A 21,298-nucleotide genomic window follows, 5' to 3' on the forward strand; every position below is an offset into this window, starting at 1 on the left:
GCTGTGGGTGACGACACCGGCGGTGGCGGAAGGCATGTGGGCGTGGACGCCCGGCGGTGGCCTGGTCCCGGCCGCGGACCAGGCGGCCGGGGGGCGGCTGCTCGCCGCGGACTCGTGGCTGGTGCACGAGGGCCGGGTGCGGGCCTATGACCGGCACCGGGAGCGGTTCGCGCGGGCCTGCGCCGACTGCGGCGGGCCACAGCCGCGCCGGCTCGCCGCGTTCTGGCAGGACGTGACCGCCGTACTGCCGCGCACGGGTGCGTGGTTCCCGCGGGTGGAACTCGCGGCGGGCTCCCTGGAGTTGCGGTTGCTGCTGCGGCCCGCTCCGCCGCTCGGCACGGAGGTGCGGCTGTGGGCGGCGGGTCAGTCCGATCCGCGGACCGTGCCCCGCCGCAAGGGCCCGGACCTGGACACCCTGGCCCGGGTGCGCCGCCGGGCGTCCGGCGAGGGCGCGCAGGAGGCGGTGCTGATCGCGCCCTCGGGCACGGTGCTGGAGTCGGCCACGGCCAGCGTGCTGTGGTGGGAGGACGACACCCTGTGCCTGCCGCCTCCCCGGCTGCCCGTCCTGCCGGGGGTGACGGCCGGGCTGGTCCAGGAGCGGGCACTGCGGTCCGGGATCCGGATCGCGCACCGGGAGCGGACGGTGGCCGAGCTGGACGGCCGGGAGGTGTGGCTGGTGAACGCGCTGCACGGGATCCGGCCCGTGACGGGCTGGGTCGGGCGGCCGATGCGGGTGCCTCCGGTTCAGCGGGCCGGGGAATGGCGGAGGTGGCTGGACGGCCTCATGGAGCCGCTGCCTGCCGACTGATCCGAGGAAATGGCGACGCCGGGTCGAATTCGACCCGGCGCGTTTTTCCATGACTGCTTCGATTCGACTGCTTCAATTCTGTTTTTTCAGCTCTTCGGCGCCATACGCGTCGCTATCGCGATCCGGTTGTACGCGTTGATGACGGTGGCCGACCAGATGAGGGCCGCGATCTGGTTCTCGTCGAAGACGCCGGCCGCCTCCGCGTACACCGCGTCCGGGACGTGGCCGTCGTGGACGAGGGTCACCGCCTCGGTCAAGGCCAGTGCCGCACGCTCGCGTTCGGTGAAGAAGGGCGTCTCCCGCCAGGCGTTCAGGGCGTAGATGCGCTGCTCGGTCTCGCCTCGGCCGCGGGCGTCCCTGGTGTGCATGTCGATGCAGAACGCGCAGCCGTTGATCTGCGAGGCGCGGATCCTGACCAGTTCCAGCAGTTCCGGTTCGATTTTGGCGTCCTGGGCCGCGGAAACGGCTGCGGCGTGCAGGGAGCCCATCACGGCGGAGACGTCGGGCGTTATTTTCTTCAGGGCCACGCGGGACGGGGAAATGCTTTCGCTCATGGGGCGACCATATCCGTTGAACGGCATTCCCGAGGGTAATTCGCGCGATTATCCGGGCAGTACCGCGCACAGCGCGTCCAGCGCCCCCGACCACGCGTGGTCCGGCGGTGTCCCGTAGCCGACGACGAGGGCGTCGGCCGGCTCGGCGAGCGCGGCGGCGTGCCGGTAGCGAGTGAGTCCATGGACCGCCAGGCCCTGCCAGTGGGCCGCCTGGACCACCGACTGCTCGGTGCCGGGCGGCAGCCGCAGCAGGACGTGCAGCCCGGCCGCTATGCCGGTGACGCGGGCCCCGGGGGTCCGGGCCGCGACGGCGTCGACCAGGGCGTCGCGGCGGCGCCGGTAGCGCAGGCGGGTCGCGCGGAGGTGGCGGTCGTAGGCCCCGGACGTGAGGAACTCGGTCAGGGTCAGCTGGTCCAGCACCCCGCAGATCTCGGTCCCGCCCTTGGCCGCGGTCGTCTCCTGCGCGAGGCCCGGCGGCAGCACCATCCAGGCCAGCCGCAGCCCGGGGGCCAGGGACTTGCTCGCCGTGCCCAGGTAGACCACCCGGTCGGGGTCCAGGCCCTGGAGCGCGCCCACGGGCTGACGGTCGTAGCGGAACTCGCCGTCGTAGTCGTCCTCCAGGACCAGCCCTCCGGTGCGGCGCGCCCAGTCCACGACGGCCGCGCGGCGGTCGCGGTGCAGGGGGACGCCCATGGGGAACTGGTGGGCGGGGGTGAGGAGGACCGCGTCGGCGGCGGACAACGCGGCAGGGTCGGTGCCCAGCCGGTCGAAGGGCAGCGGGACCGTGCGCAGGCCGGACGCGGCCAGGATCCTCCGGTGCGCGTCGAGCCCGTACGACTCGACGGCGACCGTCCGTGCCCCGCGCGCCCGCAGGACCGCGCCGAGCAGTTTCAGGCCGTGTGCGAACCCGGCGCACACCACGATCCGTTCGGGGTCGGCGCGCACGCCCCGGGCCCGGGAGAGGTAGCCGGCGAGGGCGGCCCGCAGCTCGGGGCGGCCACGGGGGTCGCCGTAGTCCAGCGCATCGTGGGGGGCGGCGGTGAGGGCGCGGCGGGCCGCCTTGAGCCACAGCGCGCGCGGGAAGGACGCGAGGTCGGGGCTGCCGGGGCGCAGGTCGTAGACGGGGCGGCTGCGTGCGCGGGCGTGGGGTGCCGTGCCGGCCGGCGGGACCACCGTCCGGTCGGCGACCCGGGTCCCCGAGCCCTGGCGGGCGGTGAGCCAGCCCTCGGCGACCAGGTCGGCGTAGGCGTCGGCGACCGTGTTGCGGGCGATGCCCAGGTCGGCGGCGAGCGCGCGGGAGGAGGGCAGCCGGGTGCCGGGGGCCAGCCGGCCGGAGCGCACCGCCTCGCGCAAGGCGTCGGTCAGCCCCCGCCGCAGGCCCGGACCGGTCGGCTCCAGGTGCAGGTCGATGCCCAGAGTGGCCCATTGATCCGCCATGAAAATGGACCATACCCCTGGGCTGCTTGCTTCCTAGGATCGAGGGCATGACGACCACGCACAGCGATGACACGGCCGGCACGACGACTGTGGAGTACGCCCCTGAGCAGCCCGCCCGCCTGGAGTGGGCCAAGCACGCGCCCGAGGTCTACAAGGCGATGGTCCGGCTGGACATGGCCGCCCGGCAGGGCCTCGACCACACGTTGTACGAGCTGGTGAAGATCCGCGCCTCCCAGATCAACCACTGTGCCCTGTGCATCGACATGCACACCAAGGACGCCCTCGCGGCGGGCGAGAGCGTCGAGCGGATCGTGCAGCTCAGCGCCTGGGACGAGTCGCGGCACTTCTACACCCCGAAGGAGCTCGCGGCCCTGGAGCTGACGGAGGCCGTGACGGTCCTGACGGACGGTTTTGTGCCGGACGAGGTGTACGAGAACGCGGCCGAGCACTTCGAGGAGGCCGAGCTGTCGCAGCTGATCGCCGCGATCACGGCGATCAACGCCTGGAACCGGTTCGGTGTGACCTGCCGGATGGTGCCGGGGCACTACCAGCCGGGCCAGTACAAGTGACGGTGCGGACCGGGCTGCTGGACCCGGCGGTGGGCCGGGCCATGTCCGCGCTCAGCAAGGCCGCCAAGCAGGGCCTGGGCGACCCGGCCCTGGCCGAACTCGTGGTGATCCGCGCCTCGCAGCTCAACCACTGCGCGTTCTGCCTCGACATGCACCTGGCCATCGCCCGCGAGTACGGGGTCGGGGAGAAGCAGCTCGATCTGCTGGCCGCGTGGGAGGAGGCCGGGGACGTCTTCGACGAGCGGGAGCGGGCCGCGCTGGCACTGACGGAGGCCGTGACGGTCCTGACCGGGGGCACCTCCCAGGCTTCCGGCTCCGAGGGAGGTTTCGTGCCGGACGAGGTGTACGAGCAGGCCACCCAGCACTTCGACGAGGTCGGGCTCGCCCATCTGATCGGCCTGGTCGTCGCCATCAACAACTGGAACCGGGTGATGGTCAGCCGCCGGATTCCGCCGGGAGGTCACACGCCATGAGCAAGGCCGAGATGTTCCGCGCCCTGCACCACGACCGGGCGCCCGGCGATCCCCTCGTGCTGCCCGGGCCGTGGGACGCGGCCAGCGCCCGGGTGTTCGCCGAGGCCGGGTTCCCGGCGCTCGCCACGCCCAGTGCCGGGGTCGCCGCCTCCCTCGGCTACGAGGACGGGCAGGTCCCCGCCGACGAGATGTTCGCGGCCGTAGCCCGGATCGTCCGGGCCGTCGACGTGCCGGTGTCGGCGGACGTGGAGGGCGGGTACGGGCTCCCGCCGAAGGAGCTCGTGGAGCGGCTGCTGGAGGCGGGGGCGGTGGGCTGCAACCTGGAGGACTCCGAGGGCGGGGTGCTCAAGGAGCCCCGTGCGCACGCCGACTGGCTGGCCGAGGTACGGGAGGCGGCCGGCGACCGGCTCTTCGTCAACGCGCGCGTGGACACCTTCGCCCGCGGGGTCGCCGATCCCCGACAGGCCATCGAACGGGCGGCGTTGTACGTCGCCGCGGGCGCCGACTGCGTCTACCCGATCGGGGCCCCGCCGGAGGTGCTGCCGCTGCTGCGGGCCGGCATCCAGGGGCCGATCAACGTGGGTGCCGTGCCGGGCAGAGGCCCCTCGCCCGCCGAACTCGGCGCGCGAGGGGCCACCCGGATCACCTTCGGGCCGGGGCTCCAGCGGCGGGCCGCCCGCGCGCTGCGGGAGATCGCCGCCGGGCTGCGACCCTAGGAGTGCTCAGGACAGCCACTTCTTCCACGTGGACTTGTGGCTGTCCACCCACTTCTTCGCCGCGTCCTCCGGCGTCATCTTCTTGTCGGCGATCATCAGGGAGACCTCGTTCTGGTCCTCGGTCGTCCACTTGAACTTCTTCAGGAAGGCCGCCGCCTTGCCGCCGTTCTTCGCGAAGCCCGAGTTCAGGTACTTCTTCAGCGGCGTGTGCGGATAGGCGCAGGCGACCTTCTCCGGGTCGGCGTCGCAGCCCTCCTTGTACGGCGGCAGCTTCACCTCGGTCATCGGGACCTTCTTGAAGAGCCACTGCGGCGAGTACCAGTAGGTGAGGAAGGGCTTCTTCTCCTTGGCGAACTGCCGCATCTGCGTGATCTGCGCGGCCTCGGACCCGGCGAACACCACCTGGTAGTCCAGCTTCAGGTTCTTCACCAGCGCCTTGTCGTTGGTGACGTAGGACGGCGAGCCGTCCATCAGCTGGCCCTTGTCGCCGCTCTCCGGGGTGCGGAACAGGTGGGAGTACTTGTTGAGGTTCTTCCAGTCGGTGATGTCCGGGTGCTGCTTGGCGAGGTACGTCGGGACGAACCAGCCGATGTGACCGGTGACGCCGAGTTCACCGCCGTCGGTGATCGTCTTCTTGTCCTTGACGTACCGCTGCTCCTGCTCGGGGTGGCCCCAGTCCTCCAGGATCGCGTCGACGCGGCCCTGGCTGAGGGCGTCCCAGGCGGGCACCTCGTCGACCTGGACGGTGTCGACGCGGTAGCCCAGCTCGTGCTCCAGGATGTACTGGGCGACGGCCACGTTGGCCTGGGCGCCCACCCAGGACTGTACGGACAGGGTCACGGTCTTGGCGCCCTGCGCGTTGGCGAACGGCGAGGCCTGCTTGGTCATGTCGGCGGCACCGCAGCCGGTGAGCAGCGCCAGGGAGCTCACCGCGGCGACCGCGGCGGAGGTACGGAATCGCATGTCACGCTCCCTTCTTCGCGCGGCGTTCGGTGGGCTGGGTCACCCGGTCGAGCATCAGACCGAGGCAGACGATCGCCGCGCCGGCCACCAGTCCGGTCGCCAGGTCGCCCTGGGCGAGGCCGAAGACGACGTCGTAGCCGAGCGCGCCACCGCCGACCAGGCCGCCGATGACGACGACGGCGAGGACCAGGACCAGGCCCTGGTTGACGGCGAGCAGCAGGGCCGGACGGGCCAGCGGGAGCTGGACCTGCTTCAGCTGCTGCCAGCTGGTCGCGCCGAGCGAGCCGGAGGCCTCCAGGGCGGCCGGGTCGACCTGGCGCAGGCCCTGGGTGGTGATGCGGACGACGGCCGGGAGCGCGTACACGATCGCGGCCGCGACGGCCGGTGCGCGGCCGACGCCGAACAGGGCGACGACCGGGATCAGGTACACGAACTGCGGCATCGTCTGGAAGACGTCCAGGACCGGGCGCAGCAGCCGTTCCAGGCGGTCGCTGCGGGCCGCAGCAATGCCGGTGGCGAAGCCCACGACGAGGGTGACGGCGACGGCGGCGAGGACCTGGGACAGGGTGTCGAGGGACGGCTTCCAGACGCCGAGCGCGCCGATCGCGGCCATGGCGAGGACGGCGGTCAGCGCGGTGCGCCAGGTGCCGATCACCCAGGCCAGCGCGGCGACGATCAGCAGGACCGACCACCAGGGCAGCCCCTGCAGGCCGTCGCGCATCGGGTCGAGGACCCAGGTGGTGAAGTGGCCCGCCCAGTCGGCGGTGCCGCCGATCACGGGGACACCCGAGTACAGGTGCGCGGTCATCCAGTCGACCACGCGGTTGACGGGCTCGGCGATGCCGACGACCCAGGAGTCGGGCCAGTCGAGCCGGCCCGCGAGACGCCCGGCGACCGCCACGGCGACGACACCGGCCAGGGCGTACAGCCAGCCGAGCCCGCTCCGGGGCTCCGGTTCGGCGCCGAGCCGCTCCCCCGCCGCGCCCGTGACGCGGTCCAGGACGACGGCCAGCAGCACGATCGGGATACCGGCGGCGAGCGCGGCGCCCACGTCGACCGAGGCCAGCGCCTGGTAGACGCGGTCACCGAGACCGCCCGCGCCGATGACGGCCGCGATGACGGCCATGGACAGCGCCATCATGATCGTCTGGTTGACGCCGAGGAGGAGTTCCTTGCGGGCCAGCGGGAGACGGGCGGTCAGCAGCCGCTGGCGTGCCGTGGAACCGAGTGACGCGACCGCCTCCAGCACCTCCTTGTCGGCGCCGCGCAGACCGAGCGAGGTCAGCCGGGCCATGGGCGGGGCGGCGTAGATGACGGTGGCCAGGACGGCCGCCGGGACGCCGATACCGAAGATCAGCACGACCGGCAGCAGGTAGGCGAAGGCCGGGAGGACCTGCATGGTGTCCAGGACAGGGCGCAGGACGCGGTCCATCCGGTCGGACAGCCCGGCGGCGAGCCCGAGCAGCAGGCCCACCACGACCGACGCGACGACCGCGACGACCATCAGGGCGAGCGTCTGCATGGTCGGCACCCACATGCCGAGCAGGCCGCAGGCCAGGAACGCGGTGCCCGTACCGAGGGCGAGCCGGATGCCCGCGACGCGCCAGGCGACCAGCGCGCCCAGGGCCGTGACGCCCGCCCAGCCGATGGCCAGGAGGGTGAGGTAGACGGCCCGTACGGCGATGACGACGACGTTGCTGACGTGGCCGAGGAAGTACAGGAACAACGGGTGGCTGTCGCGGTTGTCGATGATCCAGTCGCTGGCCTTGGCGAGCGGCTCGGAGAAGTCGACGGTCAGGGCGCTCGGCCAGGTGCCGCTCGCCCAGCGGGCGTTGGCCAGCGGGACGAGGATCGCGGCCGCGAGGGCCAGGAAGAGAAGCTTGCGGACGGCCGGGCGCTTGAGGACGCCGGGCAGGCCGATACGCGGCGGGGACGCGGTGATCGTCGCCATCACACCGCCTCCTTGGGCTGCTCGGCCCCCGGCGGGGCGGGCTGCTCCGTGCCGGCGACGACGCCGAGCAGGGTGTCGGAGTCGACCACGCCCACGCAGCGGCCCTTGTCCATGACACGGGCCGGTGCGCCGGCGCGGGCGACCGCCTCGATGGCCTCGGAGACCGTCGCCTCGGGCCGGACCGCCGGTCCGCTGCCGTCCTGGTCGGCGGTGGGGCGGCGCATGGCCGTACGGACGGTCATGACCTGCTCGCGCGGGACGTCCCGGACGAACTCGCGGACGTAGTCGTCGGAGGGCGAGCCGACGATCTCCTCCGGCGTGCCGAGCTGCACGACCCGGCCGTCACGCATCAGGGCGATGCGGTCGCCCAGCTTCAGGGCCTCCTGGAGGTCGTGGGTGATGAAGACCATCGTGCGGCCCTCTTCCTGGTGCAGCCGGACGACCTCCTCCTGCATGTCGCGCCGGATCATCGGGTCGAGCGCGCTGAACGGCTCGTCGAAGAGGAGCACTTCGGGGTCGACGGCGAGGGCGCGGGCGAGGCCGACGCGCTGCCGCTGGCCGCCGGAGAGCTGGCCGGGGCGGCGCTGCTCCATGCCCTCCAGGCCGACCTTGGCGACGACCTCGGCGGCCCGCTCGCGCCGCTCGGACTTGCCCATGCCCTGGATCTCCAGGCCGTAGGCGACGTTGTCGATGACCGTGCGGTGCGGCAGCAGGCCGAAGTGCTGGAAGACCATGGCGGCGCGGTGGCGGCGCAGTTCGCGCAGCCGGGAGCGGTCCATGGCGCGGACGTCCTCGCCGTCGATGGCGATCGTGCCGGCGGTCGGCTCGATCAGCCGGGTCAGACAGCGCACCAGCGTGGACTTGCCGGAGCCCGACAGGCCCATGACGACGAAGACCTCGCCCTTGCGCACGTCGAAGCTGACGTCGCGGACGGCGGCCGTGCAGCCGGTGCGGGCGCGCAGCTCGGCGGGGTCGAGGGCGGTGAGCTCGGGGTCGCCCGGAACGCGGTCGGCCTTGGGGCCGAACACCTTCCACAGGCCCTCCACCGAGAAGACGGGGGTCGTGTCCATGGTCTGCTCCGTGGGGGGTTCGAGGGTCGCGGTCACTTGGCACCACCACCGATCAGCTCGGCGGCACGCTCCCCGACCATGAGCACCCCGATCATCGGGTTCACGGTGGTCATGGTGGGGAACACGGAGGCATCGGCGATGCGGATGCCCTCCAGGCCGCGGATGCGCAGCTCGGGGTCGACGACGGCGAGCCGGTCGCCGGCGTCGCCCATCTTGCAGGTGCCGGCGGGGTGGTAGACGGTGTGGGCGACCTTGCGGGCGTACTCGCCGAGCTCCTCGTCACCGGTGACGTCCGGGCCGGGGGCCACCTCGCGCTTGAGCCAGCCGGCCAGCGGTTCGGTCTTGGCGATCTCGCGGGCGATCTTGATGCCGTCGACGAGGGTGCGGCCGTCGTAGTCGTCCTCGTCGGTGAAGTAGCGGAAGTCCAGGGCGGGCTTGACCTCGGGGTCGGCGCTGGTCAGGTACAGCCGGCCGCGGCTCTTCGGCTTGGGGATGTTCGGGGTCATCGAGACGCCGAACTCCGGCCGCTGGTAGCCCAGTCGCTCCGGGTTGTCCGTGAAGGGGATCTGGTAGAAGTGGAACATCAGGTCCGGGTGCGGCAGTTCGGGGTCGCGGCGCACGAACAGGCCCGCGTCCGAGTCCATCGCGGAGTTCTCCGGGATGGGGCCGTTGGTCTCCCAGACGATGACCGACTCGGGGTGGTCGAGCAGGTTCTCGCCGACGCCCGGCAGGTCGTGCGTGACGGGGATGCCGAGCTTCTCCAGGTCCGCCTTCGGGCCGATGCCGGAGTGCATCAGCAGCCGGGGCGAGTCGACGGCTCCGGCGCACAGCAGCACTTCGTTGCGCGCCTTGACGAGGATCTCCTCGCCGTCCTTGGTGCGCACGTGTACGCCCTCGGCGCGGTTGCCGTCCAGCTCCAGCTTGTACGCCCAGGTCTCCAGCAGGATCGTCAGGTTGGGGCGCTCGTCCATCACCGGGTGCAGATACGCCACCGACGCGGAGGACCGCTTGTTGTTCTCGGGGTGGTAGGCGAGGTCGAAGAAGCCGACGCCCTCGGTGAACGGCTTCTGGTTGAAGCCCTCGACGCGCGGGACGCCGAGCGCCTCCTGGGCCGCGTCGACGAAGTCGCGGGCGATGGCGTTCCGGTCCTGCTCGTCGACCGGGACGATGTTGTTGAGCAGGCGCGCGAAGTACGCCTCCATCTGCACCGCGCCCCAGCCCTTGGCGCCGGCGGCCTCCCACTCGTCCCAGTCGGCGGGCAGCGGCTTGAACGCGATCAGCGTGTTGTGCGAGGAGCAGCCGCCGAGGACCCGGGCCCGGCTGTGCCGGATGTGCGAGTTTCCGCGTGGCTGCTCGGTGGTGGGGTAGTCGTAGTCGAGTTCGCCGCCCAGCAGGCCCATCCAGCGGCGCAGGGTCAGCACGTCGTCGCGGCCGACGTCGCTGGGGCCGCCCTCGATGACGGCGACGGAGACGTCGGGGTTCTCGGTCAGGCGGGAGGCAATGACGGAACCGGCTGTTCCGCCGCCTATCACGACATAGTCGTACTCATGGTTGTGGGACATGGCGTGCTTGCTCCAGAGGGGATGAACCAGAGGGGACGAAGGGACGGGGCTCGGAGGGAGCAGGGCGGCCCTGGGTGGGGAGTCAGCCCGCGAACCAGCGCACCGGCTTCGGCGCGAGGTTCTGGTAGACGTGCTTGGTCTCGCGGTACTCGGCGAGGCCGGCCGGGCCGAGTTCGCGGCCCACTCCGCTCTTGCCGAAACCGCCCCATTCCGCCTGCGGCAGGTAGGGGTGGAAGTCGTTGATCCAGATCGTGCCGTGCCGCAGCCGGCCGGCCACGCGCCGGGCGCGGCCCGCGTCGGTGGTCCAGACGCCGCCCGCGAGGCCGTACTCGGTGTCGTTGGCGAGGGCGACGGCCTCGTCCTCGGTACGGAAGGTCTCGACGGTGAGGACCGGCCCGAAGACCTCCTCCCGCACGACGCGCATCTCGCGGTGGCAGTGGTCGAGGACGGTCGGCTCGTAGAAGTAGCCGTTCTCCGGACGCTCGGGGGACGGCTCGGGGCGCTTGCCGCCGGAGCGCAGCACCGCGCCCTCCTTCAGGGCGGACTCGACGTACATCTCGACCTTGGCGCGCTGCTGTTCGGAGACCAGCGGGCCGCACTCGACGCCGTCCACGGTGCCGCGGCCGAGGCGGATCTTCTCGGCCCTGCGGGCGAGTTCGGTGACGAAGCGGTCCCGCACGGACTCCTCGATGATGAGGCGGGCGCCCGCCGAGCAGACCTGGCCGCTGTGGATGAAGGCGGCGTTGAGGGCCTGGTCGACGGCGGTGTCGAAGTCCTCGTCGGTGGCACAGGCGTCGGCGAAGACCACGTTGGGGTTCTTGCCGCCGAGTTCGAGGGCGACCTTCTTCACGGTCGGCGCGGCGGCCTGGGCCACCTTGGTGCCGCTGATCAGGCCGCCGGTGAAGGAGACCAGGTCGACGTCGGGGTGCTCGGAGAGCCGGGCGCCGACCGAATGGCCCGGCCCGGTGACGATGTTGGCGACCCCGGCGGGCAGTCCGGCCTCGACGAGCAGCTCGATCAGCGCGATGGTCGTCATCGGGGTGATCTCGCTCGGCTTGATGACGAAGGTGTTGCCGGCGGCCAGGGCCGGGGCGATCTTCCAGCTGGCCTGGAGCAGCGGGTAGTTCCAGGGCGTGATCATCGAGCAGACGCCGATGGGCTCGTGCACGACGACGCTGTGGATGTCGGACGAGCCGGCGTCCACGACCCGGCCGGGCGACTCGCCGGCGACCAGGTCGGCGAAGTACCGGAAGGCGTCGGCGACGCAGTCGATGTCGACGCGCCCCTCCTCGACGGTCTTGCCGGCGTCGCGGCTCTCCAGCAGCCCGAGCTGCTCGCGGTCGCGCACGAGCAGGTCGGCGACCCGCCGCAGCAGCGCGGCCCGCTCCGCGACGGGCGTCCGCGGCCACTCCCCCTCGTCGAAGGCGCGCCGGGCGGCGGCGATCGCCAGATCGGTGTCCTTCTCGTCACCCTCCGCGACCACGGCGAACGGCAGGGCGTCCGCGGGGTCGAGGATCTCGCGCGTGGCGCCGGAGACGGCCGCACGCCATTCCCCGCCCGCGTGGATGGTGCTGCGCGCCTGCAGTTCGTTGCTTTCCGCCATGATCGCTTTCGCCTTCCGTTCCTGATCAGCGCCCCTGTGTCACACACGTGTCACTAAGAGACCGAGTGCGCCTGCCCGGGGCGCCCGGTTGCATGCGCAATCCATGGCTGAAAGTGCGCTGCATCACTGAAGATGCGGACAAACCTGGACGTATCTCACAGGTTCAGCCCAGGACGACGTCCGTCTGCGACACCGTCCCCGTCCCCGTCCCCGTCCCCGTCCCGCAGATCGTGTTCGGCGGGCAGAAGTGGGCGAGCGCGATGTCGAGCAGCTCGTGTTCGTCGTCGCGGCCGTCCGCGTCGGGGCCGTAGGCGGCGATGGCGTACACCTTGCCGTCCGGGGCCACGAAGCGCTCGTCGACGATGTGCCAGGTGCCGACCTCGGGCTCGCCGTCGATGGAGTCGGCGAGGTATTCGAGCCGGGCGGCGGTGAGCCCGCCGTCGTTCATGTGGTTCAGGTCGAGCTTCCGGAAGCCCTCGGCCTTGGGGGTTTCGTCGGAGAGGAACAGCTCGAAGGACTCGTCGGGGGAGGCTTCCGCCACCTCGAACACCTGCAGTCGCCGTTCGCCGTCGGAGCTGCGGTAGTTGACCACGTCCATGCCGTGCTGGGAGGCCACCGCTTTCCGCGTCCAGCCCACGGGCCGGGCGATGGTGAAGCCCTCGGCGTCCTCGTAGAGCTCGTAGTCGGCGGGGAGTTCGGTGGCCGGGTCGGACGGCGAGGCCGTCTCCTCGGTGGTCGGCTCGGGCTCCTCGGTGGTGGACGTCGGGCTGCCGGTGGTCGGGGACGCGCTCGCCGCCTTGTCGTCGCGGTCGTCCGTGCCGTCGCCGCCGGCCGGCAGGGTCAGCACCAGCGCCACGGCGACTCCGACCGCGGCGGCGCCGCCCAGCACGGACCACACGAGCCGGCGGCTGTATCCGCGGGTGACGGCCGCCGGTGGGGGTGCCGCCGGGTCCGCGGGCGGCCAGGCGCCGCCGAGCGGTGGATCCTGCGGCAGCTCGGACGTGGACCAGGCGCCGCTTTCGGGCTGATCAGCCGTGTGCGGTGCAAGGGGCGTGAAGTCCGGGCGCGGCGGGGGCGGCGGGGGCGGCGGGGTGACCTTAGCGGCCCCCTCGGTGCCGTCCTCCCAGCGCTGCGTCTCCTCGTTCCAGTACCGCTGTCCCCCGCTCATGAGGTTCCTCCCACCTCGCCGCGCGCCTTGTCTCCGCGCGCCTTGTCTCCGTGCGCCACGCCCCCGGACGTCACATCCCCAGCAGCCCGGCCACCGCCCCGGCCGACGCGAACAGCGTCAGGACGGTCTGGGCGTCCCCGAGCACGTCCCGCAACCGCTGGAGGCGGCCCTCACCAGCCCTGCCGGTTCGGCTGATCTCGTCCTCGGTCTCCGCCAGGGCGGTGTCCAGCTGCGCGGCCTCCTCGCTCTGCCGCACCCGGGTCAGATCGGCCCGCAGTTCCCGTACGGCCTTCAGCAGCTCCTCGGCGGCCTCGTCGCGAGGGGCCGAGGTGCCGTGGTGGCTCTCGGCGTGCGCGTGGCTGCCGATGGCGAAGGTGCTGCGCTCGACATTGCCGCCGATGCTGACGCTGGGCTCATTCGTTGCCATCGGTGTCGGCCCCTTTCTGCGGCGCGGCGCCGCCGGACGTGGTGGTGGAGGCGGAGGCGTGGCTGCCGACGGCGAAGGTGCTGCCCTCGACACCGCCCTCGATGTTCACGCCGCCGCTGCTGATGTTGACGATCTTCTGGACGAACTCGCCGGTCTGGTAACCGGCGTCGGCGATCGCGGCCTTCACCCCGTTCGCGACGCGGTCCTGGATGCTCTTGAGGTAGCGCTGGACGTCCATCTCCTGGAAGAGGGACCCGCCCCGCACCGAGCCCAGTTCCCGTACCGACAGGGCGGGTCCGTCGGGCAACGCCTCCGCGTAGCCGCCGGTCAGCAGCCGCCACGCGTACAGCACGCCCTTGCCGAGGGCGACCAGGGAGCGGGCCACCGAGCCGGGCACCCGGGCGACGGCCCAGGCCGCCTTGCCGAACACGTTGTTGTGGCGGAAGCGGTGGGCCGTACGGTCGGCGTCCTTGAAGTCCTCGCGCACCGGCAGCAGCACATGCGGGGCGATCTCAAGCATGAGCATGCCGCCCTGGGTGTGGATGCGCACGAAGACGGTGACGACCAGCTCCTCCTCCCAGCCACCGACGCGGATGCGCAAGAAGTGGCGCCGCTTCTCGCCGCCCTCCTCGACCGCGCGCGCCCGGTGCTCCTCGAAGGCCTGCGGGTGGTACGGCGCCTCGTCGCGCCGCCGCAGCCCCTCCGCGGGCAGGAACACGCACTCGTCGATCTCCAGCCAGCGCAGCCGGTCACGCACCGACAGACCGGCGTACTCGGAGGGCAGCCGCAGCTGCTCGAGCAGCGGCCGGACCCTCTCCAGCACCGTCCGGTTGCTGATCGGCTGCTGCTTCTTCATGCCGTCAGGCCGCAGCTCGACGGCGAGGACCCAGGTCTCGTAGGCCACACCGGCCCCGCAGAACGGACGCGCCTCGTGGTACATGATCAGCGGGGCGTGCTGTTCCAGCCGGATGCGGTCCTTCAGTCGCTGGAACCGCTGTCCCTCGTCCTGCTCCGCGGGGTCACCGGCGGCGTCCGGGAAGCGCTGCGGGGACAGTTCGGCGGCCAGCACCCGGGCGAACTGGCCGCGCTGCGCGGCCGTGCACAGCGCGATGAGCACGAACATGACCAGCCCGAGCCAGGCCTGCCAGGGCTCGAACAGCTCACCCAGCTCGCTGGAGGTGGGGACCAGCACATCGGACAGGTCCGGCGTGCCGTCGCCGTACGCGCCGGAGGAGTCGTACGAGTCATACGAGTCGTACGACGATCCGTACGAGGAGCCGTCGTCGTTGCCGCCGAAGGCCGTGATCACCGTGGCGACCAGCAGCCAGGCGAAGCCGATGCGGCCCCACCAGCGGAACAGGAAGGCCGGCACCCTGCGGTACAGGGGCGGCCGGTCGGCGCTGCCCCTGACCCAGGACGCGATCGCGAGGAAGAGGCTGGGGCCCAGAAAGACCGCCAGCAGACCCCCGGTCAGCGCCGCGCCGATGATCCACAGGCCGAGGATCGCCCCGGCCCACAACAGCTCGTGGCGCCGGGCCCGCAGGGCGTGGGCGAGGACGCGGGCCGCGTCGAAGCCGAGCGAGGGGGCCACGATCCGCTGCTCGTTGAGATGCAGCTGCTCGATGACGCGGTCCCGGTACCCGGAGTCCAGATAGGTGCCCGCGCACAGCAGCCGGGTCGCCTCGCTGGCGTGCGGCGCCGTGGGCGGCGGTGCCGGTGGTGCGCCGGCGTGTGTCGGCTGCGGTTGCTGCGGCACGTATGCGGTGCTCACGCCACTCCCCCGATGCGCGAAAAGAACCTTGTTACGACCTTGAGTTGAGGAGCCATCAGCATAGAGTGACCGGCGAGGCCCGTGGAAGCGGTATGCCGGGAGGGCTCGCTGTGCGGCGGCGATGGACACAAGGTCTGCACCGCGCATCGATCCCCGAACGCATCGATCCCCGGGCCGGCGCGGCGGCCCGGGGATCGATGCGGAGATCTGCGTCAGGTTCAGATGAGGCCGAGGCCGCGGACCGCCTCGCGCTCCTCCTCGAGCTCCTTGACGGAGGCGTCGATCCGGGCGCGGGAGAACTCGTTGATCTCCAGGCCCTGGACGATCTCGTACTTGCCGTCCTTGCAGGTGACCGGGAAGGAGGAGATCAGACCCTCCGGGACGCCGTACGAACCGTCCGACGGAATACCCATCGAGACCCAGTCGCCGTCGGCGGTGCCGTTGACCCAGGAGTAGACGTGGTCGATGGCGGCGTTGGCGGCCGACGCGGCCGAGGACGCGCCGCGGGCCTCGATGATGGCGGCGCCGCGCTTGGCGACGGTCGGGATGAAGTCCTCGGCCAGCCACTTCTCGTCGTTGACGACCTCGGCGGCGTTCTTGCCGGCCACCGTGGCGTGGAAGATGTCCGGGTACTGGGTGGCGGAGTGGTTGCCCCAGATGGTGAGCCGCTTGATGTCGGCGACCGTGGAACCGGTCTTCTTCGCGAGCTGGGTCAGGGCGCGGTTGTGGTCCAGGCGGGTCATGGCCGTGAACCGCTCGGCGGGTACGTCCGGCGCGGCGGCCTGGGCGATGAGCGCGTTGGTGTTGGCCGGGTTGCCGACGACGAGGACCCTGACGTCGTCCGCGGCGTGGTCGTTGATGGCCTTGCCCTGCGGCTTGAAGATGCCGCCGTTGGCCTCCAGCAGGTCGCCGCGCTCCATGCCCTTGGTGCGGGGGCGGGCGCCGACGAGCAGGCCCACGTTCGTGCCGTCGAAGGCGACGTTCGGGTCGTCCGTGATGTCGATGCCCTGCAGGAGCGGGAACGCGCAGTCGTCCAGCTCCATGGCCGTGCCCTCCGCCGCCTTCAGGGCGGGCGTGATCTCCAGCAGGCGCAGCTTCACCGGCACGTCCGCGCCGAGCAGCTGACCGGAGGCGATGCGGAAGAGCAGGGCGTAACCGATCTGGCCGGCCGCGCCGGTGACGGTGACGTTCACGGGAGTGCGGGTCATGGCGTTCTCCGTATGACAGCTGGCGGTGGGGCGTCCCTGCCCCGGACGTTTGATCGATCTCTTGGCGTCAAGAGATCCATCCAGCGGTCAGGCTATCGCGCATCCGGGATCCCGCACGGCCAGGTCGGTGTGGCCCACCCCACAACCCACCCGACACCCGAACAAAAGGCGGCCGCCCGTCCGGGAGAGGAGGACGAAGGCGGCCGCCGGGGGGGAACCGACCAAGCCGGACTCCCGTGGGGGTACGGTTCGCGTGCCCCCGATCCCCCCACGCATGCCACCCTCACCAAAATTTCTCCCGCGCCCGTTCCTGCCGCCGGACCCTCCGCCCGGTATCCGCCACTGCGACCAGTCGGGACGGGCCCGCCCCCGCGCGAAGCGCCCCACGTTCCACCGACGCCCACCGGCCCCTGACCCTCGGCCGGATGCCGGCCGCCCGCAGGGGTAGTGCTCCTCGAGCGCTACAGCAAGGCCGCTGGGCCCCACCCGGCGCGAGGCGCCCCCGTGTGCCCGGCGCCCACCAGGAACGGCGGCCCTCCGCACGCAGAACACAACCGCAACCTTGCCCCCGGCCGGAAGCCAGGCGCGCCCGCCGGGGGGCAGGCCCCCTCGCGCGCTGCCGCCAAGCGCTGGGACCCACCCAGCGCGAGGCGCCCCCGCTTGCCCGGCGCCCAGCAGGAACGGCGGCCCTCCGCACGCAGAACACAACCGCAACCTTGCCCCCGGCCGGAAGCCAGGCGCGCCCGCCGGGGGCAGGCCCTCTCGGGCGCTGCCGCCAAGTGCTCGGCCCCACTCGGCGCGAGGCGCCCGCCACATGCCGGGCACTCACCGGCGCCGAGGTCTCCGGCCGCAAGCCGGGCGGGCACCGGGTGGCCCGCCGCGCACGGAGCACCACCGGCGGCCAGAAGCCCCGCGCCCCGTCGGCGGCAAGGGGAGCGTGCCAGGCGCCCGTCGGACCCCGGCCCCTCGGCAGGATCGCCCCGGCCGGGGCCAGGCGCGCCGCCGGAAGCCACCCCCGCCAGATGTCAGGCGGTCGGTCGCCCTCCTACTCCGTGCAGCCCTGCCGGCCGGAGGCCAGGGTGGCGCACGCCTTGGCGTCGGTGGCGTTCTTGACCGAGACCATGGGGGTGTACGCGATGGTGTCGCCGGTGGCCGTGATGCTGCCGGTCTGCTTCGCCTTGCCCGCGCTGATCTGGACCTCGTCGCCCTGGGCCGCCTGGGTGATACGGCCCCAGGCCGCCTTGCAGGTCTCGCTGTAGCGGACCTCGACGACGGTCGTGCCGACGGTCGCGGTCCGGGCCGTGGTCACCAGGTCACCACTGCACCCCATGTTCTCCGCGTCCTTGCCGGTGCAGCCGTCGCCGCTGCACTTCACGCCGGGCGGCAGCTCCTGGTTCGTGGTGGCGCTCGGCGAGGGCGACTTCGTGCCGCCCTTGGCCTCGTCGTCACCACCGCCACCGGTGAGGTAGAACGCGCCGGCGATCACCACGAGCACACCCACGACACCCGCGACGAAGGTCGCGGTCCGCCGCTTGCCGGCAGAGCTGCCGGAGCGCCCGGACCCACCGGAGCCGCCCGTGCCCCCGGAACCACCCGCGCCCGCCGGGACCGCGTCCCGCGGCGGCGTGCCGTACGCGTCCGGCCCGACGCCCGGCATCCGCGTGGTGCCGGGCCCCGTGCCGGCGGTACGGCCACGGCCCTGGGACGGCCCCTGGTACCCGGCCACACCCCACGAGTTGACCCCGGTCCCGTCGCTGCCGGTGGAGTCCTGCACCTCGGGCGCCGTCGGCTGCGGCGGCACGGTCGAGGCGACACCCGCCGGGCCCGCGATCCCCGGCGTCACCGTGGCGCTGCCGCTTCGGCGGCCCGCCCCGCCACCGCCCGCGGCGGCCGCCTTGCCGTCGCCCTTGGCACCGGCCGGCGGAGTCCCGAAGTCCTGCCCGCCGAACTCGCCCAGCGCGGCGCGCGCCTGGGAGATCCGTATGGCCTCCATCGTCATGTCGTGCCGCATCTCCGAGCGGCTCCAGGCGCGCTCGGCGAGCTCCCACATGGTGGTGAGGTGCATCGGGTTGGTCCCGGTGACCTCGGCCAGCGCCACGATCGCACCCTTGGGCGCGAGAAGCCGGCCGTTCAGATAACGCTCCCACGACGTCTTGCTGTAGCCCGTGCGGTCCGCCACCGACGCGATGCTCAGACCGCTGCGGTCCACGAGTCTGCGCAGCTGGCTGGTGAACTCCCTGATCTGCGGATCGAGCTCATCCGGCAAGGTCCTCCAACGAGGCATTGCGTCCCCCTCTTCCCCCCGGTACGTGCTGTTGTTTCCCGCGCTGTACGCCCCCGCGCGTCGGCGGCCTCGGCCGAGTCCCCGTTCTGGCTACCCACAGGGATGCGCCCACCCAGGATCTCAGTTCCCTGACCGGGGGCGCACAGAAGCACAGGACCCGCGCGTGATACACCCCGGACCGTCCCGATTGTCCATGCCGAACCCGTCCTTGCATCACTTCATGCCGAATCTCCCTGCGGACGTACCGGAACCGTCACTTCCGTGCCACAGCGCACTGACAGCCGTTGAACAGGCCGTTCGCCGTGCAGGAGGGTGGGCCGTGACGGCGGCCCGTCCTCCCTCGGGGGAGAGGACGGACCGCCGTCGCGTCACTCGCTGGTGACCGTGAAGTGCAGTGTGTCCTTCAGGAACGGGATCTGGAGCAAGGGATTCGGCTGCGCCATCAGCGCCAGCAGGACGATCGCCAGTCCCATGACGCCGTACGTGACGATGTCCGTGAACCGGGAGCGGACGGCGAGCATGCCGACGTCCGGCAGCAGCCAGCGCATCGCGCCACCGCCCAGCAGGGCGATGCCGATCAGCAGTGTCCCGAGCCGGAACTGCCCGAGCGCGGTCACGAGCAGCCCGAGCCCGACCAGCCCCAGCACGGCGAGGACGGGCCACTGCCGCGCCGGCGCGAACGCGTCCCCGGGTGCGGCGCGGCCACCGCCCTCGGGCCGCGCGGTGTCCTTGGTGAACAGCGGAAACCGCCGGGTGACCCGCCGCGGCCGCCCCTCGGCGTCGGGGGCACTGACGGGATCCCGCACGGTGAGGTCGCCGTCCTCGTCGCGCACCACGGCATCGGCGTCACCATCGGCCACAGCGGGCGCGTCCGGCTCACCGTGCACGGTCTGCGCGCCCGTGACGGCCGGGGCGCTCTCCGCGCCTCCGGCGTCCGAGGCGCTGCCCGCGCTCGCCGCGCTCCCCGCGCTCGCCGCGTTCCGTTCAGCCGACACTGCGCTCCGCCGCCTCAACCACGTTGACGAGCAGCTGGGCGCGGGTCATCGGGCCGACTCCGCCGGGGTTCGGGGAGATGAAGCCGGCGACCTCGGCCACGTCGGGGTGGACGTCGCCCACGATCTTGCCCTCGGCGCTGCGGGAGACACCGACGTCGAGGACGGCCGCGCCCGGCTTGACGTCCTCGGCGCGGATCAGATGGGCGGAACCGGCCGCGGCGATGATGATGTCCGCCCGCTTGAGGTGCGCCGACAGGTCACGCGTGCCGGTGTGGCACTGGGTGACGGTCGCGTTCTCGCTGCGCCGGGTCAGCAGCAGCGGCATCGGCCGGCCGATGGTCACACCGCGGCCGACGACCACGACCTCCGCGCCCTTGATCTCCACGCCGTAGCGACGCAGGAGGGTCAGCACACCGTTCGGGGTGCAGGGCAGGGGGGCCGGCTCGTTCAGGACCAGACGGCCGAGGTTCATCGGGTGCAGGCCGTCCGCGTCCTTGTCCGGGTCCATCAGCTCCAGGATGCGGTTCTCGTCGATGCCCTTGGGCAGCGGCAGTTGCACGATGTAACCCGTGCAGGCCGGGTCCTCGTTCAGCTCGCGGACGACGGCCTCGATCTCCTCCTGCGTCGCCGAGGCCGGCAGCTCGCGCTGGATGGAGGCGATGCCGACCTGCGCACAGTCACGGTGCTTGCCGGCGACGTACTTCTGGCTGCCGGGGTCCTCCCCGACCAGGATCGTGCCGAGGCCGGGCGTGACGCCCTTCTCCTTCAGCGCCGCCACGCGGGCGGTCAGGTCGGACTTGATCGCGGCTGCGGTGGCCTTGCCATCGAGAATCTGGGCGGTCATGACCCCATCCTCGCGGATGACCCGCCCACGGTTCCAATCCGGCCGCAATACGGGCACCGCGGGGCTCCTCCCCTCGTATCCGCCCATGATCAGTGATGTTGCACTTGCACAACACATCGGAAATGCGGCTGGACAAGCCCGTCAGTGGTGAAGAACGATGACCTGACAAGTGCCGCGGGCAGCTCAACGGGGGGACGGTCGCAATACTGAAGATTTTCCTCCGTGCGGATGTCACGCGTCGTCCCCGCACTCGGACCAACGGAGGAAAGTCCCCATGAGCTACGGCGACCCGAACAACCCCTACGGCGCCCCCCAGGGGCAGCCGCAGCAGCCGCAGCAGGGCTACGGCTACCCGCAGCAGCAGGGGCAGGCGCCCGGGTACGGCTACCCGCAGGCCCCTCCGGTGTCCCAGTACGGCGGTCCCGCCGCGCCGACGACGATGCCGGGCTCCGTGGGCGCGGCCCGCGTGATGATGTGGGTCATCGTCGGTCTGCAGGTCATCGGCGTGGCCATCTTCGCCTTCGCCGCCGCGGCCCTCAATTCCGCGAAGGACGACGAGTCCCTCAAGGACAACACCGCTTTCCAGGACCTGGTCGGCCAGTCGACCGGCGTGATCTGGGGTTACGTGGTGTTCGGGCTGGCCTGGCTGGTGTTCGCGGCCGTCCTGGCGACGAAGTTCAAGAACGGCGGCAACGGCGCCCGCGTGACCATCCTGGTCTTCGCCATCATCACCGCCGTCCTCGGCATCTACCCGTTCATCCTCGTGGGCCTGGTGCACACCGTCCTGGCCATCCTGGTCGCGGTGTTCGTCGGCAACGCCAACGGCAAGGCCTGGTTCAACCGCCCCCGTTACTGAACGGACCGGGCGGGCGGAACAGTTCGCGCCAATCGCCTC

19 protein-coding genes are annotated in these 21,298 nt (G+C 72.0%); 5 read left to right on the forward strand and 14 right to left on the reverse strand.

Features of this window, described 5'->3' with window-relative positions:
- Positions 1–7 precede the first annotated feature (7 nt).
- Entirely contained in the window at positions 8–808 is an 801-nt protein-coding gene (locus tag ABZ192_RS15630; RefSeq protein ID WP_356925052.1) for an aminotransferase class IV, read from the forward strand.
- 86 nt (positions 809–894) lie between these two features.
- Here ABZ192_RS15630 and ABZ192_RS15635 read toward each other — a convergent pair whose 3' ends face one another.
- Complete coding sequence (locus ABZ192_RS15635; RefSeq protein ID WP_356925053.1) at positions 895–1,362, reverse strand: carboxymuconolactone decarboxylase family protein; 468 nt, start codon at positions 1,360–1,362, stop codon at positions 895–897.
- Positions 1,363–1,410: 48 nt separating this feature from the next.
- On the reverse strand, positions 1,411–2,799 hold the full coding sequence (locus ABZ192_RS15640; RefSeq protein ID WP_356925054.1) for a PLP-dependent aminotransferase family protein: 1,389 nt from the start codon (positions 2,797–2,799) through the stop codon (positions 1,411–1,413).
- Positions 2,800–2,846: 47 nt separating this feature from the next.
- Here ABZ192_RS15640 and ABZ192_RS15645 point away from each other — a divergent pair, with 47 nt between their 5' ends.
- Genes ABZ192_RS15645 through ABZ192_RS15655 form a run of 3 tightly spaced genes read left to right on the forward strand, consistent with a single transcriptional unit; the run spans position 2,847 to position 4,557 of the window.
- Positions 2,847–3,368, forward strand: a complete 522-nt coding sequence (locus ABZ192_RS15645) for a carboxymuconolactone decarboxylase family protein (RefSeq protein WP_356925055.1) — start codon at positions 2,847–2,849, stop codon at positions 3,366–3,368.
- Positions 3,365–3,841, forward strand: coding sequence for a carboxymuconolactone decarboxylase family protein (locus ABZ192_RS15650; protein ID WP_356925056.1), 477 nt, complete (start codon positions 3,365–3,367; stop codon positions 3,839–3,841). The genes ABZ192_RS15645 and ABZ192_RS15650 overlap by 4 nt, the downstream gene beginning before the upstream one ends.
- The gene (locus tag ABZ192_RS15655) at positions 3,838–4,557 is read left to right on the forward strand and encodes an isocitrate lyase/phosphoenolpyruvate mutase family protein (RefSeq protein ID WP_356925057.1); all 720 of its coding nucleotides are present in this window, start codon (positions 3,838–3,840) and stop codon (positions 4,555–4,557) included. Before ABZ192_RS15650 ends, ABZ192_RS15655 begins: the two co-directional genes overlap by 4 nt.
- A gap of 6 nt (positions 4,558–4,563) precedes the next feature.
- Here the strand turns inward: ABZ192_RS15655 and ABZ192_RS15660 are convergent, their stop codons facing one another.
- From ABZ192_RS15660 to ABZ192_RS15715, 12 genes are all read right to left on the reverse strand, one after another.
- On the reverse strand, positions 4,564–5,520 hold the full coding sequence (locus ABZ192_RS15660; protein WP_356925058.1) for an ABC transporter substrate-binding protein: 957 nt from the start codon (positions 5,518–5,520) through the stop codon (positions 4,564–4,566).
- Position 5,521: 1 nt separating this feature from the next.
- Positions 5,522–7,471, reverse strand: coding sequence for an ABC transporter permease subunit (locus ABZ192_RS15665; protein ID WP_356925059.1), 1,950 nt, complete (start codon positions 7,469–7,471; stop codon positions 5,522–5,524).
- Positions 7,471–8,541, reverse strand: coding sequence for a glycine betaine/L-proline ABC transporter ATP-binding protein (locus tag ABZ192_RS15670; RefSeq protein WP_356925060.1), 1,071 nt, complete (start codon positions 8,539–8,541; stop codon positions 7,471–7,473). Before ABZ192_RS15670 ends, ABZ192_RS15665 begins: the two co-directional genes overlap by 1 nt.
- Positions 8,542–8,573: 32 nt before the next feature.
- A complete protein-coding gene (locus ABZ192_RS15675; protein ID WP_356925061.1) occupies positions 8,574–10,103 on the reverse strand; it encodes a GMC oxidoreductase in 1,530 nt (509 codons plus the stop codon).
- 82 nt (positions 10,104–10,185) lie between these two features.
- Positions 10,186–11,706, reverse strand: a complete 1,521-nt coding sequence (locus ABZ192_RS15680) for an aldehyde dehydrogenase family protein (RefSeq protein WP_356925062.1) — start codon at positions 11,704–11,706, stop codon at positions 10,186–10,188.
- A gap of 163 nt (positions 11,707–11,869) precedes the next feature.
- A complete protein-coding gene (locus ABZ192_RS15685; RefSeq protein ID WP_356925063.1) occupies positions 11,870–12,874 on the reverse strand; it encodes a hypothetical protein in 1,005 nt (334 codons plus the stop codon).
- A gap of 70 nt (positions 12,875–12,944) precedes the next feature.
- Positions 12,945–13,301: a hypothetical protein gene (locus ABZ192_RS15690; RefSeq protein WP_356925064.1), complete on the reverse strand. Its 357-nt coding sequence runs from the start codon at positions 13,299–13,301 to the stop codon at positions 12,945–12,947.
- The gene (locus ABZ192_RS15695) at positions 13,288–15,072 is read right to left on the reverse strand and encodes a hypothetical protein (RefSeq protein ID WP_356925065.1); all 1,785 of its coding nucleotides are present in this window, start codon (positions 15,070–15,072) and stop codon (positions 13,288–13,290) included. The genes ABZ192_RS15690 and ABZ192_RS15695 overlap by 14 nt, the downstream gene beginning before the upstream one ends.
- A 218-nt stretch (positions 15,073–15,290) precedes the next feature.
- Positions 15,291–16,280 carry a malate dehydrogenase gene (locus ABZ192_RS15700; protein WP_193502044.1) on the reverse strand — a complete coding sequence of 330 codons (990 nt, stop codon included), beginning with the start codon at positions 16,278–16,280 and terminating at the stop codon, positions 15,291–15,293.
- Positions 16,281–17,325: 1,045 nt separating this feature from the next.
- Positions 17,326–18,564 (reverse strand): DUF2690 domain-containing protein, encoded by a 1,239-nt coding sequence (locus ABZ192_RS15705; protein WP_356925066.1) that lies wholly within the window; start codon positions 18,562–18,564, stop codon positions 17,326–17,328.
- A gap of 368 nt (positions 18,565–18,932) precedes the next feature.
- Positions 18,933–19,400, reverse strand: coding sequence for a DUF3017 domain-containing protein (locus ABZ192_RS15710; RefSeq protein ID WP_356925175.1), 468 nt, complete (start codon positions 19,398–19,400; stop codon positions 18,933–18,935).
- Between the two features lie 148 nt (positions 19,401–19,548).
- Positions 19,549–20,403, reverse strand: a complete 855-nt coding sequence (locus ABZ192_RS15715; RefSeq protein ID WP_356925067.1) for a bifunctional methylenetetrahydrofolate dehydrogenase/methenyltetrahydrofolate cyclohydrolase — start codon at positions 20,401–20,403, stop codon at positions 19,549–19,551.
- Positions 20,404–20,677: 274 nt separating this feature from the next.
- On the opposite strand from ABZ192_RS15715, the gene ABZ192_RS15720 reads away from it, so the two are divergent.
- A complete protein-coding gene (locus ABZ192_RS15720; RefSeq protein ID WP_356925068.1) occupies positions 20,678–21,259 on the forward strand; it encodes a hypothetical protein in 582 nt (193 codons plus the stop codon).
- Positions 21,260–21,298 lie beyond the last annotated feature (39 nt).

This window comes from Streptomyces sp. NPDC006235 (assembly GCF_040613735.1).
Lineage (GTDB): Bacteria > Actinomycetota > Actinomycetes > Streptomycetales > Streptomycetaceae > Streptomyces.